The organism is Endozoicomonas sp. ALB091, from assembly GCF_049310265.1.
Taxonomy (GTDB): Bacteria; Pseudomonadota; Gammaproteobacteria; order Pseudomonadales; family Endozoicomonadaceae; genus Endozoicomonas.
The window spans coordinates 957,762-974,419 of record NZ_JBLYNQ010000007.1; the positions used below are offsets into that span (position 1 = coordinate 957,762).

10 protein-coding genes are annotated in these 16,658 nt (G+C 49.9%); 4 read left to right on the forward strand and 6 right to left on the reverse strand.

The annotated features are described in order from the left end of the window. Positions 1-80: 80 nt before the first annotated feature. On the forward strand, positions 81-1,697 hold the full coding sequence (locus ACO6UX_RS15940; protein WP_422449234.1) for an RING finger domain-containing protein: 1,617 nt from the start codon (positions 81-83) through the stop codon (positions 1,695-1,697). A 76-nt stretch (positions 1,698-1,773) separates the two neighbouring features. Here ACO6UX_RS15940 and ACO6UX_RS15945 read toward each other — a convergent pair whose 3' ends face one another. From ACO6UX_RS15945 to ACO6UX_RS15955, 3 genes are all read right to left on the reverse strand, one after another. Continuing rightward, the gene (locus ACO6UX_RS15945; protein ID WP_422449569.1) at positions 1,774-5,778 is read right to left on the reverse strand and encodes a YhdP family protein; all 4,005 of its coding nucleotides are present in this window, start codon (positions 5,776-5,778) and stop codon (positions 1,774-1,776) included. A gap of 195 nt (positions 5,779-5,973) precedes the next feature. Further along, positions 5,974-7,452, reverse strand: a complete 1,479-nt coding sequence (rng, locus tag ACO6UX_RS15950; protein ID WP_422449236.1) for a ribonuclease G — start codon at positions 7,450-7,452, stop codon at positions 5,974-5,976. Positions 7,453-7,755: 303 nt separating this feature from the next. Then, a complete protein-coding gene (locus tag ACO6UX_RS15955; RefSeq protein WP_422449238.1) occupies positions 7,756-8,343 on the reverse strand; it encodes a Maf family protein in 588 nt (195 codons plus the stop codon). Positions 8,344-8,607: 264 nt separating this feature from the next. Between ACO6UX_RS15955 and ACO6UX_RS15960 the strand changes: the two genes are divergently transcribed. The 3 genes from ACO6UX_RS15960 to ACO6UX_RS15970 all read left to right on the forward strand — a co-directional run bounded on the left by ACO6UX_RS15960 (position 8,608) and on the right by ACO6UX_RS15970 (position 13,226). Further along, complete coding sequence (locus tag ACO6UX_RS15960) at positions 8,608-9,783, forward strand: hypothetical protein (protein ID WP_422449240.1); 1,176 nt, start codon at positions 8,608-8,610, stop codon at positions 9,781-9,783. Positions 9,784-10,099: 316 nt separating this feature from the next. Beyond that, entirely contained in the window at positions 10,100-11,281 is a 1,182-nt protein-coding gene (locus ACO6UX_RS15965; RefSeq protein ID WP_422449242.1) for a hypothetical protein, read from the forward strand. A gap of 307 nt (positions 11,282-11,588) precedes the next feature. Then, complete coding sequence (locus tag ACO6UX_RS15970) at positions 11,589-13,226, forward strand: hypothetical protein (protein WP_422449244.1); 1,638 nt, start codon at positions 11,589-11,591, stop codon at positions 13,224-13,226. Positions 13,227-13,503: 277 nt separating this feature from the next. Here ACO6UX_RS15970 and mreD read toward each other — a convergent pair whose 3' ends face one another. The 3 genes from mreD to ACO6UX_RS15985 all read right to left on the reverse strand — a co-directional run bounded on the left by mreD (position 13,504) and on the right by ACO6UX_RS15985 (position 16,399). Next, positions 13,504-13,989 carry a rod shape-determining protein MreD gene (gene mreD, locus ACO6UX_RS15975; protein ID WP_422449246.1) on the reverse strand — a complete coding sequence of 162 codons (486 nt, stop codon included), beginning with the start codon at positions 13,987-13,989 and terminating at the stop codon, positions 13,504-13,506. After that, positions 13,989-14,936 carry a rod shape-determining protein MreC gene (gene mreC, locus ACO6UX_RS15980; RefSeq protein WP_422449570.1) on the reverse strand — a complete coding sequence of 316 codons (948 nt, stop codon included), beginning with the start codon at positions 14,934-14,936 and terminating at the stop codon, positions 13,989-13,991. Before mreC ends, mreD begins: the two co-directional genes overlap by 1 nt. A 425-nt stretch (positions 14,937-15,361) precedes the next feature. Next, positions 15,362-16,399, reverse strand: a complete 1,038-nt coding sequence (locus ACO6UX_RS15985; RefSeq protein ID WP_020585121.1) for a rod shape-determining protein — start codon at positions 16,397-16,399, stop codon at positions 15,362-15,364. Positions 16,400-16,658: the final 259 nt, after the last annotated feature.

Genomic DNA, 16,658 nt, shown 5'->3' on the forward strand with positions numbered 1-16,658 from the left:
TTTTCAGAACCTGGTACGGGATATTTTTGAGATCAACACAGTCAGAGTAGCAATCCCAAAAAGTAAGGAAGTTACCTGGCGTGAACAGCATTCCCTCCAGTGCAGCAGTTGTTGTGCCCACCGAGCCCACAATCTGCTCGATCTGCCATGATGACCTCTACTCATCCACCAATCAGAAGTTTGTGGGCAGGTGCGTCGCTATTGCCAGGCCCTGCAGGCATAAGTTTCACTTTAAGTGCCTTTCCAGCTGGACAAAAGGCCATGTGACCTGCCCTTACGGGCGGGAAGTCATTCAAAATATGGTGGTGAAAAACCTGCCTCTGCCCCGGGACTGGCGGCATCAGATGGTCAACGCGGCAAAGAAGGGTGATATCAAGATCATCCAGGCCCTGCTGCAACGGGGGGTGGAGGTGGATGCGGGCCGAGCGGCGGGTAAAACGCCCCTGGCCATGGCCGTTGCCAATAAGCACCTCGATGCGGCCCTGCTGCTGGCCAGAAGGGGAGGATCCGACCCGATCGGTCTGAGAAACCTGGGGGAGCTTTTCCAGAATGGTGGTGAGGGCATTCCGGTAGATCTGCACAAAGCGGAGCAATGGTATATCAAGGCCGCTGAGTTGGGGGATATTGCCGCCATGTGGCATCTGGGCTACCTGTATCAGTTTGGTGGCGAGGGCTTTTCGATAGATCTGCACAAAGCCCAGAGCTGGTACCTTAAGGCGGCTGAGCTGGGGGATATTGCAGCCATGTACAGCCTGGGCATCGTGTATACAAATGGTGGCAAGGGCTTTGAGATAGATCTGCACAAAGCCCAGAGCTGGTACCTTAAGGCGGCTGAGCTGGGGGATACTTCAGCCATGAATAACCTGGCCTACCAGTATGAGCATGGTGGCAAGGACTTCGCGGCAGATCTGTGCAAAGCGGAGCACTGGTACCTGGAAGCGGCCGGATTGGGGGATGCCTGCGCCATGAATAACCTGGCCCTACTGTATCTGGGTGGCGGCGAGGGCTTACCGGCAGATCATCAGGATCAGGGAAAGTTCCTGTTGCTCAAGGCGGCTGGAATGGGGGATGTTGGAGCCATGACCAACCTGGGCTGCCAGTATTACGAGGGTGACAATGGCTTTGAGAAAGATCTGCACCAGGCGAAATCCTGGTGGCTCAAAGCGGTTGAGCTGGAAGGTGTCAGGGCCATGTTTAACCTGGGTTACCTGTATCTTTATGGCGGCGAGGGCTTTGAGGCAGATCTGCACCAGGCGAAAATCTGGTTGCTCAAGGTGGTTGAGCGGGGGAAAGATCCAGCCATTATAGCTTCAGCCATGTACCTGCTGGGCTACCTTCATCACTATGCTGACGGGGGCTTTGGGGTAGATCTGCGTGAAGCGGAGCGGTGGTACCTGAAGGCGGCCATGCTGGGCGATGATTCCGCCATGAACAAGCTGGGTGGCCTTTATCTGTATGGTGACGAGGGCTTTGAGATAGATCTGGACCAGGCGATCCCCTGGTTGCTCAGGGCGTCTGAGCGGGGTAATGCTTCAGCCATGAACAAACTGGGCACTCTGTTTGAGCTAGGTAGCAAGGGCTTTGTGGCAAATCTGTATGAAGCGGAGCGCTGGTACCGTATGGCAGCCAGGCTGGGGCATGCCAAGGCTATGAAAAACCTGAGGAACCTCAAAAGCAGTGTGGAGGTAGCTTCCTGATAGATCCGCCAAAAGCCTTTGCGTATTCAGAGTGCATTCAGGCAGAGGATGAATCAGGAAGATTATATCGGCCGGGTTATTTTTTCGGCTTATTGGAGAACAGCCTGTCCAGGGTCATTTTAGGGTCAGCAAAGGAGCCATGAATCCGGTAACGGATGCTGGCCAGCTGATCCACCTGTTTGCCCACCAGTCTGTCCGCAATGTAAATAATACCCGCCACCTGGGGAGCAGTGCCCAGCAGTACGCTGAGAATCGGCAGATTGGATGACACAGGCAGGGTAACCACCAGACTCAGATCCAGCTGTTCGGTGTTGGTATCGATAGTGCCATCCAGTTTGAAGTCGGAAGACGGTCCTTCGATCACCATGGGTGAATTGAAGGTAATCAGTCCCCGGTTAAAGTTCAGGCTGCCCTTGATTTGATCAAAACTGATACCGGACGAGTAGAGATCGGAAAAGTCCAGCTTTATCCTTCTGGTCAGTGCTTCGGTATTAAAAATACCAAATAATTTAAGTGCTTCCGACGAGCCATTATCGACTTTGCGCAGCCGCCCCTTCTTCAGCAGCAAATCGATCCGGCCTTTCATGGTGGCAATCGAACCTCCAAGAGGCGATCCATCCCAGTTCAGGCTGGCCTCGAAACGGCTTTCCCTGGCCTCAAGAAAACCTGAAGAGCCCAGGGCTTTCTGCAATGCTGTGATGTCCGTGCCCTTAAGTTCTCCCTGAACCCAGCTGCGCTGTTCACCGTCCGTCAGCACCCAGTCTGCCAGACCATTCAGCGACATACCCGACAGCTCACCGGTAATATGATCGATCTTGACACCGTTGGGTCCATGACGAAGTTTAAAACCGATGCTTGCAGGCGTTCGGCCGCCAACCTGAATATGGTTGATGTTCACATCAAGATTGGGCAACGTTGCCGGATTGATGTCCGCCAGGCTGTCCCCGGATTCTGAAGGACTATCTCCGGAAGCGGTTTCAGAAGCAGGCTCTGGCAGATGTACACGGTCAATATAAAGAGACCACGGTGCAGTTTGCTGGTCAGGAATCCATAAATCACCTTTCAGTGTCTGTCCATCAACGGCCAGTTTCATACCTTTTCTGTCAGACTGTGACCTCTGATTCTGAACCGCCTGCTGAAGTGAAACCGATATATCCGGCCAGAGATAATCCCCATACTTCAGTGAACCGAGGCGAACATTGTCAAGGGCCAGGCGTGAGGCCAACTGTTGCTCGACAGGACTACCGGGCTGCCCTTCAAAGCGAGCCTTCCAGGGACCGAGATCCAGTTCCGGCAAAGCACCGGTCACCAGAAATTGATTCCCTGAAGGCCAGGCAGCAGAGCCTGTACCAGGGTGGGAAGCATCGTCACCCAGTGTCATCAGGGCAGACTCCGGGGAAAACTCCGGCGTCATTCTCATGTCCAGCCGCCCCAGTTTGCCCAGCGTCACACCCAGCAGCTGGTGACCTGCTTTGTTGGTCAGAGAAAACGTCAGGGGTAGCGGTGTATCCGCCGTTTTACCCACCGGCGCTGGCAGCTCAACATTAACTCCAAGCAGTTCACTGCCGACCATGAGTTCCGTGTTATTGTCGTCTAATCCCAGGGATAAGCTGGCGCGATAATCCGTTTCTCCCTCCAGCAAACTGAGCCAATCCAGCTTCAGCCAGTCCTGAAGTGAAGACACTGAGGCTCTGCCTGACCAGACAATATCGGTGGAAACGGGTTGTTGATTCTGTACCATCGAACGTATCTGAAATTGAGCCGGCTGATCAAACAGTTGACCAGATAACTGTCGTGCAGTAAGTCCACGGTCAGTGCTGTAGGAGAGATCACCGGCAATGCCTTTTGCGGCAATCCCCACCTCAGGAATCCCGAAGGTAAATGATTCCACAGCGCCACGGATATCCACTTCAGAACGGCCCGGGTCATCCAGAGGAAGTGTCAAATCAAGTCCGGCATCCAGCTGCCCCTGCAACGTCCATTGCTCTGCTGCACCCTTCATCCAGTCATTAACGGGTGTCCGGGTAAGAAAGTGCTGCAGAGTCTCGCCACTGGCATTCAGCTGACTGCTGATCCTGAGTATTGATGTCCCGTCCAGCGGCACTCGCGCGACTATACCATCCAGTTGGCCACCCGCTGACTCTGCCTGCTGGCCCTGTACTTCCACCCGGTCATCGTTAACATAAACCTGCCCGGCCAGGCCGGTAATCACAGGCCAGTCAGGCGCGTAGTCCAGCTCGCCATTCTGGAGATCAAAAAAAAGTCCCCATCGGGAATCCTGCGGGCCGATATCTCCACGCTTACCACCAGATAGAGCACCGTTATAAATAAACCCGCCCCCTAAGATATCTGCCTTGCGGATGGCGGTATCCAGCCAGTGCACCAGACCGCTGTTCATGGGCCGCAAGGCTGGCAGGTATTTGCCCGTATAGCGGGCATCACCATTGCTCATGCCCACCGTCAATGCCATATCCAGGGTGTCACCTTCATGCCATTTCAGCGGGATATCAAGCCTGAGCTTGCCTTTCAGATCACCTTCAGCCCCCACCAGGGCGATGTCATCCGACTTCAAAATATAAAAGTCATCAATAACATCCCAGTAAAGGCGTGCTTTGGCAGTAGCAAATGTCCAGGTCTCCCGGAACAGTTTGGGAAAGCCCAGCTGGAAGTTCCGGGTATCCAGGTCAAGATAGCCCTGCAGCAGGTTCATCCTTAACTGACCACTGACATTGCCCCCGGAAGGAGCGCCATGCCAGGCAGCCACCGACACATTGTCAAGCCGGGCACTCAAGTCGAAATCAAACGGTTGACGGGATGGGTAAAAACGGATGGCCAGATCCTTCAACTGGCCAATGGGATTCAGGGTATTCACCAGATCAGCCACCGGTTCCGGAAGCGCATCGGTATCCAGTAACCATCGTTTCAGCAGATCCAGATCCAGGTTTTCGGTCGCTACGGTTACCGTATATTCTTCAGCACGGCCACCGGCCAGATACCAGCTGTTTTCCCACTGATAAACCGTCCCGTTATGCAGGCGGTTCTCCAGATTGAGGCCATTCAGCCAGATCTGCCAGCTGGATTCTGACAACGGCTCCCGGGACAAAACGCCCTGCATAAATACATGGGTCTGCCCGGAAAGATGGTTCAACGCACCAGCATTATCCCGATACGTTACATCAGGAGAGGCAACCTCTCCCTGAACTTGCCAGGCCCCATCATCATAAAGCCAGCCGGTCTCCAGCTGTATCCGTGCTGACAGCACATCATCATAACAACCAGACCACAGGACACAGAGCTGCTCAGCATCAAGATCACTGGCGACGGCCACTCCCTGCCACCGGGAAAACTGACCAGGGCCGACGATGCCAGAGCCATCGATGGCAAGATAACCAGCACCCGCCTCAAGACGGACCGACAGATTTTTCTGGTCACCATCCGTCATGACCGTCAAATGCTGGCCACGAATATCACTGCCCTCACCATTGGCTTTGCGCATATTCAGGCGGATATCACGAATATCCACCTTCTTTTGCAGGGCAAGCCATTCCAGTGCAGAACTTTGTTGATATTCGGGAGCCTGTAATGATGACCCGGCAACCCGTTGAATACCGGATAGCGCCCACTGGGCACCATCGCCACGGACCAGCGCAACATTGACGCCATTGATTTCCAGGGATGAAAATACCGGCGTCCAGTGTAACAGTGACTCCTTCAGGCTCAATTCCAAAGCCAGCTGCGAGATACTGAACCCGGCCTGATCTGCCTCTTTACCTTTAAGCGTCAACCCTTGCATGGATAACCATGGCTCGCCATCATTCCATTGTGCAGACATGGACTCAATTTGCAGGTCAGCCTGTAAACGGTCGCTGAGAAAATCTGAAAGCTGAGGCAGCAGAACCGGTAGGGCACTGAACATCAGTCGCCCGAGTCCTACCAGAATGACCAGAATGGTTAACCCGGTCAGCAGCAGCCGCCAACTCCATTTCATCAAACTATTCAGTAGACGGAGACTGCCAGATGGTGCATTTTTGCCATCTGCCCCCTGAATACCCGGAGCACTCTGCCTGAGGCTGTTTACCATCCGCTTCAACAACCGAGTTCCCGCCCAGACAAACCATTGGACAACTGACCATCAGCCAGCCGTATAACAAAAGTGACGCTCAACAAAATATCAATCCAGTAACCATTACCAAATACTAAAAAAACACTACCCGCTTCCCGTTGTCCGCACCCCTGAGAAGCGGAGTAGCGGGCAGCAGGAAGCGGGCAGCGTTCGTTACACCAGAACTACATCAAACTGTTCCTGGGTGTAGATCGGCTCTACCTGAAAACGAATAGGCTTCTGGATAAACTCTTCAAGATCGGCCACATTATTGGACTCTTCATCCAGCAGACGGTCTATCACGGTCTCAGCTGCCAGCACCGTATAACTGTCGCCATCATAGGCCCGGACAGCCCGGAGAATTTCCCGGAAAATCTCGTAGCATACCGTCTCTGCCGTTTTCAAGGTACCACGGCCCTCACAGGTTGGGCAGGGTTCACACAGAACATTTTCCAGTGACTCACGGGTTCGCTTGCGGGTCATCTCCACCAGGCCCAGTTCACTGACGCCGGTAAAATTGGTCTTGGCATGGTCCTGCTCCATGGCCTTTTCAAAAGCACGCTGAACCTGCCGCTGATGCTCCGGATCTTCCATATCAATAAAGTCGATAATGATGATCCCCCCCAAATTCCGTAAACGGAGCTGGCGGGCAATGGCAACGGCCGCTTCAAGGTTGGTTTTAAAGATAGTCTCTTCCAGATTACGGTGGCCAACAAAGGCACCGGTGTTGACATCGATGGTGGTCATGGCTTCGGTCTGGTCAATAATCAGATAGCCACCGGACTTCAGCTGAACTTTACGGCTAAGCCCCTTGTTGATCTCATCCTCAACGCCAAACAGATCAAAAATCGGGCGTTCGCCGGGGTAATATTCCACCCGGCCGTCAATCTCAGGCACCAGCTTCTTGACGAATTTGGACACCTTTTCAAAGGTTTCCCGGGAATCAATGCGGATCTTTTCAATGTTGGGATTGACCAGGTCACGCATGGTTCGCAAGTGCAGCGGCAAGTCTTCATAGACATTGGCCGGTGCCCTGCTCTCCCGGATATTCTCTTCGATGGTGGCCCACAGCCTGCGCAGAAAGAGAATATCCGCACGCACCTCACCTTCGCCAATGCCTTCTGCTGCCGTTCTCAGAATAAAGCCACCGGCACCATCATCACCGCCAAGGCAAGACTCAACCAATTGCCGCAGACGTTCCCGCTCCTCAACATCCTCGATGCGCAGCGAGATCCCAACGTGGTTGTTTTTTGGCATGTGCACCAGATAACGGGCCGGAATGGAGATATGGGTGGTCAGGCGGGCACCTTTGGTTCCCAGGGGATCTTTGGTTACCTGAACCACCAGCGACTGGCCTTCATGCACCAACTCATAAATCGGGCGTTCCTGGGTCTCTTCCCCGTTTTTTTCATGGCGGCTGTCCTGCCTGGGCGCAATTTCACTGGCATGAATAAACGCCGCCCGTTCAAGGCCAATATCAACAAAAGCGGCCTGCATTCCCGGCAGGACACGAACCACCTTCCCTTTATAAATATTGCCGACAATACCCCGACTTCGGGCACGCTCGACATAGATCTCCTGCAGCACCCCATTTTCAACCAGAGCCACCCGTGATTCCATGGGCGTGATATTCATGAGAATTTCTTCGCTCATCCCAGTCCCTCAATTCCTTTAATGCATTGACCTGTGGTGCCTCTTCAGACGGACGATGAGTTTCGTCTCAGGCATCACAGGTCAATACACTTTCCACCATTCCTTAAAAGGCCGTCTGAGGTTGACGTACTGGTAGAAACAAAATAGATCAGTCGATCATACCAGCAATTTGCATCCGGTTTTTGCTTCCTGACAAACTTTATACCAAAAACCGTTCCATGATGTTGTGAGAGCGTATTCACGCTCTTTTTTGAACTGAAAAACGGAGAGAAAATGAGACACCTTAGTTGGAAATAAGGACTATCAGCCCGCTTGCCAGAATGGCACATTAAAATCTGACAGAAGTCGTGCAGTTTCCATAAGCGGCAACCCGACAACACCGGAATAGCTGCCAGACAGACTCGCTACCAAAACTGCACCATAGCCCTGAATTCCGTAGGCACCTGCTTTATCGGTCGGCTCCCCGGAGGCAATATAATCATCAATCAACGAATCAGGCAGGTCATTAAACACCACATCCGTAACCGACAACTCAGTTTGCAGCTGACTGCCATCGGTGACCGCTACTGCGGTCATCACCTGATGAGTCTTGCCGGAAAGCATCCCCAACATACGACGAGCATCGTTTGCATTCTGAGGCTTGCCGAGAATTTGATCATTACAGACCACCGTTGTATCTGCTGCCAACAAAGGCATTTTGGCAGAATCCCGGGTTACTGATGCCTGCCAGCCTGCCGCTGCCTTTTCCCGGGCCATGCGCAGCACATACTCTGCTGGAGCCTCACCGGGGAATGGGGTTTCATCAATATCACAGGCCAGTTGATGAAAGGAAACACCGATTTGCTGTAACAGCTCAGCTCGACGCGGGGATTGGGAAGCCAGATAGATCATATTCAACCTTTTTTTGAACGACACAGATTAGAGGGATAGATGCCTGATGCCTAACGTAATGCAGACGGATTATAAAAGAGTTGGAACTTATTCGTTAGTTAGTGGTCAAAAACACCAGAAAAGCTTTAATAGCCATACACCCCACTCTTCCTGAGCGGAGCCAAAGGATGGGAGCACCGCACTTCACTCAGTGCGAACGGTGTGGGTATCAAAGAATCAACTACTTATAACAATACTCATAATAAAGAAACACAGGAGGTTTCTATGACAGGCCCCACTGCCGGTAATCCAGCGCTCAATTCCCCCCAGAATGCGCCAAATAGTGAATGGACCTGCGTAAGCTGGTTTAAAAAAATTTCTGACACTGTTGCCAGTAAAACATCTCGCTTTTTTGGGCGTGTTGTTGCCGCTGTGCTATCTGTAGCCGCCTTCATTCCTTCACTGGGCGTTGATCTTGTTTATGCAGCCAAGAGCCTGTATGACAGAAAAGTCACCCATCTCCAAACCAAGGTAGAGTGGATAAGAGACATTCATGATAACGATGTCAAAACTACGATGGCAAACCACAACCGTTTTCTGGCAAAGAACGTCTTACATCATCCAGAGGCTATCCCGGAAGCAGCTCACCGACAACTGGCTGAGGCCCTGAATGGTGATATTCCAATTGAGTTGATTACTCCAGACCAAAATGCTTTTACAACATTTAAGTTCGGGGAAGAGCTAAGAATTGGTGAATCCAGACGTTACTACGATATTGGCGATGGACAGGCACTGGCAATGAATAATTGCCCACACCAATTCTATGATGAATTAATGATGAATAGATACCTGGAGAAATTAGGTGTTCCGACCATTGAAATCAAACCCGCTGTTATTCGTTGGGAATTCGAGGGCGAAAAATACACAATGGCAACCTACATCACAACATCATTTAGCGAATACGCAAAACAAAATGCTTTCTTAATGCATATAAGATCTACTTCAGAGGAAAATGAACTACTGGATGGTAAGAAATTGTTAGTAGTTGACGAAGACAAAGACGAAGACGAGTATATACGGACTCCTGAGAACTGGGATGAGGTTTTAAAGCCACTGGTTAATGATGTTAGAACCCTGATTGATAATGGTGTTTCTACACGTGCCTGTTACAGAATTGCGGCTACCCACAAAGCCATCGTTGTCGGAAAAGGCAATAAATTCCACTCAGGGGGGCCTGCTAAATATGAGATTCGCGCATTTCCTTATGAATTTGTAGACGAAACGACTCAACTGGATCAACTTCCACCTAAAAAGCGGCTTACAGCCAGGGAGGAGGAAGAAATATTGCAACATTATTTCGAGTTAGCCGCTTTTGTTCAATTTAACCCCAAGGCATGGTGCTTGCCAAAAGAGTGGAAAAAACTTGTTAAATATCTTGTCGAAAGACATATTCGCCGATGAATCTTCCAAAAGGCTGCGTTGGTTTTCTACACTCCCGGGAGAATCGCGGTTTGGTGTTTTTGCCAGCAGTTGCCTTTTCCCGGCAGGGGACTCACCGGGAAAAGGGTTTTTATTGAAGGCCAGTTTCTGCAGGAAACACCAATTTTTTGCAGCAGCCCAGCTCGACGCAGCCATTTGTAAGCCAGATAGATCTTATTCAATCTTTAAAGAATTGAAACTTATTCACTAGATAGTGGTCAAATCTCTAGGCAATTTACTTTATCTCCAAAATATTACTTACAACTACATGATTTAAAGAGAAACACAGGAGGTTTCTATGTCAGACCCGATTATTGGTACTCCAGCACTCAATCTCTCGCAAAATGCGCAAAATAGTGAATGGACCTGCGTAAGCTGGTTTAAAAAAATTTCTGATGCAGTTGCCAGCAAAACATCTCGTTTTTTTGGGCGTGTTGTTGCCGCTTTGGTAACTGTAGTCACCTTTATTCCTTCACTGGGCGTTGATCTTGTTTATGCGGCCAAGAGTCTGTATGACAGGAAAATCACCAAACTCCAGGCTCCTGCTCCAAATCTTCCGGTTATTCCGGGAGCCAAAGTACAATGGCGAAGATACATTCATGATGATGATGTTAAAGCTACGATGGAACGTTACGATCGTTTTCTGGCAGAAAACCTCACACATCATCCAGATGAGATTCCAAAAGCAGCAGAGCAACAATTGAATGAGGCAGCCAAAGGTAATATGCCCATTGAGTTGATTACTGAAGATGGTGTCAAAACCGTAAAACTCCATAAAGGGCTGGGAGGTGGTGGATCCAAGACTTTCTACGATATCGGCGATGGCCAGGCACTGGCAATGATCAAGACCTCATATCAATTCTATGATGAGTTAATGATGCTTCGATACCTGGAAAAATTAGGTATCCCTACCAATGAAATCAAACCTGCGGTTATTCGTTGGGAGTTTGAGGGCACAAAATACACAAAAGCAACCTACATCGCACCATCATTCAGCGAATACCCAAAACAAAATGCTTTCGTAGTGGACCACAAGGACTGTGATAAGCTTGCCGGTCAACTGAACGGCAAGAAAGTGTTACCAGCAGGCCAGGATGCATTCAAACCTGAGAACTGGGATGAGGTTTTGAATCCATTGGTTAATGATATTAGAACCATGATTGATAATGGCATTTCCACTCTGGGTGATGCATGCAATGCCATTCTTGTGGGAAAAGGCAACAAATTCCACTCAGGTGGGCAAGCTGATTTTGAGGCGCGTGCATTTCCATTTGATTTCTCAAGCAAAGCCGAGCAGTACGATCAGCTCCCCGTTATAAAACGGCTTAAAGCGAAAGAGGAGAAAAGAACATTGAGGGCCTATATTGAGCAAGTCGTTTTTGTTCAATATGATGCCAAGGCATGCTTCTTGCCAGAAAAATGGAAAGACCTTGCTAAGGACCTTACCAAAAGATACCTTCGTCGAAGAAATTTCCTGTGAAAAAGTAGCGACAGATTTCTATCCCGGGAGAATCCCGGTCCAGTATTTCTGCCAGCAGATGCCTTTTCCCGGTGGTGGGCTCACCGGGAAAAGGTTTTTCATTAAAAGGTCAGTTTCTGCCAGGAAACACCAATTTGTTGTAACAGCTCAGCACGACGCAGCCATTGGTAAGCCAGATAGATCTTATTCAATCTTAAAAGAATTGAAACTTATTCACTGCATAGTGGTCAAACCATTAAATAATCAACTATATCCCCAAATTATTATTTACAACTACATGATTTAAAGAGAAACACAGGAGGTTTCTATGTCAGACCCGATTGCTGGTAATCCGGCACTTAATACCGATCAGACCACAGAAAAGCGTAAATGGACCTGCGCAAACTGGTTTAACAAAATTTCTGAGGCTGTTGCCAGTAAAACATCTCGCTTTTTTGGGCGTGCTGTTGCCGCTGTGGTGTCTGTAGTAGCTTTTATTCCGTCACTGGCGGTTGATCTTGTTTACGCAGTCAAGAGCCTGTATGACCGAAAAGTTACCAAACCTCAAACTATGACCGAAAACCAGCTGCCAGTGAGCAGAACACAAACTACGACTCAAAACCCGATACCAGAGATCAGGTCACAAACTACAACTCAAAACCCGACACCTGAGACAAGGCCACAAACTACAGCTCAACACCCGACACCTGAGACAAGGCCACAAACTACAGCTCAAAACCCGACACCTGAGAGAAGGCCACAAACTACAGCTCAAAACCCGATACCTAAGAGAAGGCCACAAACTACAGCTCAAAACCCGATACCTAAGAGAAGGCCACAAACTACAGCTCAAAACCCGATACCAGAGAGAAGGCCACAAACTACAGCTCAACGCCCGATACCAAAGAGCGGGCCACAACCCCCGGCTCAACGCCCGATACCAAAGAGCGGGCCACAACCCCCGGCTCAACGCCCGATACCAAAGAGCAGTTTTAAAAGTACGGCTCAAAAACGAATGGCAGAGGGTGGTTCAAAAACGCTGACTTCAAACCTTCAAGTTATTCCCGGAGCCAAAGTACAATGGCAAAGATACATCATTGATGACGATGTCAGAGATGCGATGGAAAGATACAATCGTTTTCTGGCAGTTAATGTTTCACATCATCCTGAGGAAATTCCAAAAGCAGCCTACAGTCAATTGGAGAAGGCAAGAGATGGCGCTATTCCCATTGAGTTGATTACTCAAGATGCGGTTAAAACAGTAAAACTCAATAAGAGACTGGGAGCTGGTGCATCAAAGACATTCTATGATACTGGCGATGGTCAGGCACTGGCAATGAATGCGGCCCCACATCAATTCTATGATGAGTTAATGATGCACAGTTACCTGAAAAAATCAGGTATTCCAACCCTTGACATCGAACCCGCTGTAATTCGTTGGGAGTTTCAGGGTACCAAATACTCAATAGCAACCCATATCGCGCCATCATTTAGCGAATACGCCAAAGAAAATGCTTTTGAAGTGATCAGCAAAACCAGTCTTAAGATTTTTAATCATCTGAACGGTAAGAAAGTGTTATCAGAAGGCCAGAAGCCGTCCATACTTGAAAACTGGGATGCGGCTTTAACTCCACTGGTTAAGGATATTAGAAACCTTATTGATAATGGAGTTTACAACCCGGGTGATGCCTTCAATATGATTCTTGTGGGAAAAGGCGCAAAATTCCACTCAGGAGGTCCTGCTGATTATGAGGTTCGTGCATTCCCAATTGATTTCTCAAGCAAGATTTTTTGCTATGACCGTCTGCCCGTTAAAAATCAGCTGAAAGCTGAAGACGAGAAAACAATATTGAAGGCACATATCAAGCAAGCGGCTCTTATTCAACTCGATGCCAATGCACACCAGTTGACAAAAGATTGGAAGCGTCTTGTTGATAACCTTGCTGAAAGATACCTCCGCAAATGAAGACCTCTGTAAGTAGTTAACCAAATGAACGAGCCTCCAATTACATTGAAAACATTTGGTTAACTACTTATACCAGTGGCAAATCCCATTCACACCAGGAACTAAGTAATGATCCTTAAATAATTCCGACATTTAGAACTCACTCTCCGTTCATCCTGAGCGGAGTCGAAGGGTGCCTGGCACAATCTATCATGCCTCGGAGTTAACGCCCTTCGACAGGCTCAGGACGAACGGAGTTCGGAGGCTCCGAAATGTGTAAATTATTCAAGGACTATTCCTAAACCACCCGGAAATAGCGCCTCAAAAAACGCAGTCCGGACATAACCCAGGGCCAGATAAGCGCGCTGGATAATGAAGGCAGCAAATACCAGACAGAGGGAATCGTATTCCCTGCAGCACTGCGAACCCACAGTAGCAGCAGTTGATAAAAACCTACCATCAGGAACACCATGAAGGCCTGTTGCCAGACAGGAAATAACCTGAGCCGCCGATGCAGGCTGAGCACAATAAAAGCAACCATGATCATCCCCAGGGAGTTCAACCCAAACAGACTTCCCTGAAACACATCCAGCAGCAAACCAGTAATAAAGGCAAACAGCAAACCAAACCGCTCCGGCAATGCCAGAGCCCAGTAGATAACCACCAGCGGTACCCATGCCGGGCGAACCAGTGATAACCATTCAGGCAATGGCATAATACTGAACATTGCCGCCACCAGCAGGGTCATCCACACCACCCAGTGGGCATTAGCCTGCTGAACCATTATCGCCGCACCTCATCTGCTTTCTTCTCCACCTTTGTCTTTGAAACATCCGTCTGGGCAGCGTTGATCGGCTCAATCAGGCCGGAGACTTCCCGAAAAACCAGAAGCACAACCCGGCTTCTGTTCACTTCAGCAAGAGGCTTAACTTCAATAGAGGCAAAGGCATCGCCGGAATTATGGATAACCCGGGTAACCACCCCCACCGGGTACCCCTCGGGATAGATGCCCCCCAGCCCCGAACTGGTCAGCAGATCACCCTCCTGAAAATCTTCAGTAACCGGGATATGCTGCAATTCAAGGCGATCCGTACGACCGGTCCCCGTAGCAATAGCTCGATATTTGGTTCGGTGATTTTGCACAGGAATGCGGGCCGCCACATCGGTCAGCATCAACACCCGACTGCTGACCGGGCTGACTTCAATAACCTGCCCCATCACGCCATGAGCATCGAGAATGGCCTGCCCTTCGTAGACCTTGTCAATGGCTCCCTTGTTAATGATCACCCGGTGCCGGAAAGGATCAGGGTCAACGCCAACCACCTCGGCAACCAATACCTGCTCATCCACCAGTTCAGAAGAGTTCAGCAACTCCCGCAGACGGATATTCTGGGCTGTTAATGAAGCAAGTTTCTGAACCTTCTGTTCAAGAATCAGGTTTCGTGCCTTGAGACGGGCGTTTTCCTGAAGCAAGTCGTTGTGCGACATCACCACCTGTGAAGCGGTTCCCCAGATACGCCCGGGCAGATCAGCAAGAAACAGGACAGGCGTAGCAGCAACAGTCAGCCACTGGCGAACCTGTGACAGGGCGCGATAGCTATGATCAAAATACAAAATCGCCAATGACAGGATGATCAGCAAAACAAAGCGCGTGACCAGTGACTGGCGTTGACTGAAAATCGGTTTAATAACCTGCTCCTTACCAGGCTTCGGATTAATTGCCGTGAAAATGCCATATCAAAAACCTGAAGCACCGTTCTATCGACACCCATACCTGGCTGACAATTTCCAGTGATCAGCTATTTAAGGTGATGAGTTCAACACTTCCCGGAAAAGCCGCGATTACCGAAAAAACACTGATCACCAGAAGATAACTGCTAACTTTGCCTGGGAGCCTGTCCGAGAATAGCGCCCGTCTAGGCGACCCCGTAGCGAGGATGGCAGAAAATTGAGGATAAAAATTCTGTTTTGTGAGGTGAATAGCGGGGCTATTTGCCGAACAAAACGGAATTTTTAGACCAATTTGCTGCCACCGCAGTAGGGCAGTCTATTCTCGGACAGGCTCCTAGTGGCAGACCAAAATAGCAAATCAGCAATACCTCGGGAAGAAATATTGCTGATCATTTTGCAAAACAGGTGCTTGATTAACAGAGCCGTTAATCCGTGGATAACAAGTCCATACGGTGCTTATCCATCATCTCTATTGCCCTGCCGCCGCCACGGGCCACACAGGTCAGCGGATCTTCAGCGACCAGAACCGGCAGGCCGGTTTCTTCACTGATCAGTTTATCCAGATCCCGCAGCAATGCACCACCACCGGTCAGAACCAGGCCACGCTCGGCAATATCCGAAGCCAGTTCCGGCGGTGATTGTTCCAAGGCACTTTTCACTGCCTGAACAATCGCCGTCAGCGACTCCTGAAGCGCTTCCAGAATTTCACCACTGTTCAGGGTAAAGCTCCGGGGAATACCTTCCGCCAGGTTACGCCCGCGCACATCAATTTCCAGCAGTTCATCACTTGGGTAGGCGATGGCAATTTCCTGCTTGATACGCTCAGCAGTAGCATCACCAATCAGGCTGCCGTAGTTGCGGCGGACATACGTCACAATCGCGTCATCAAAACGGTCACCGCCAATGCGCACAGATTCAGAGTATACGACACCGCTAAGGGAGATAATGGCAATCTCCGTAGTACCACCACCGATATCCACAACCATGGAGCCACTGGCTTCTTCAACCGGAAGTCCGGCACCAATAGCGGCCGCCATCGGCTCTTCGATCAAATACACTTCCCGGGCACCCGCGCCCAGTACTGATTCACGGATCGCCCGCTTTTCAACTTTGGTTGATTTGCAGGGCACACAGACCAGCACACGAGGGCTGGGCTGAATAAAACTGTTCTCATGCACTTTGTTAATAAAGTGCTGGAGCATACGCTCGCAGACATCAAAGTCCGCTATCACGCCATCCTTCATTGGACGTATAGCGGTAATGTTGCCGGGGGTTCGCCCCAGCATCCGCTTGGCATCGGCACCAACAGCCACTACGCTTTTCTGAGTACCGAGATTGCGGATAGCAACCACAGAGGGTTCATTTAACACTATGCCCTTTTCGCGGACATAGACCAATGTGTTGGCTGTTCCAAGATCAATCGAGAGATCGCTGGAAAACAGGCCACGTAACCTTTTCAGCATGTTATGGTGTACCTTGATTCAAGGCTTGGGTAATTCCAGAAACTCTAACAATGCTGCCTCCGGAGGGCAAGCAGCAATTGTGCTCTGTGGCAACTGTGCCTGAATCATTTATCTCAGGAAAAGCATTCAAACAGCGGCCTTAATAGTGGGATTTACCGAAAAACCGGGTGACTGTCCGTGTGTTTTGTTAAACTGCAAAGTTCTATTTTTACACCAATCAGCCCCCCCATTTACCATTCCAGCAGAGATGTTTCCGGTA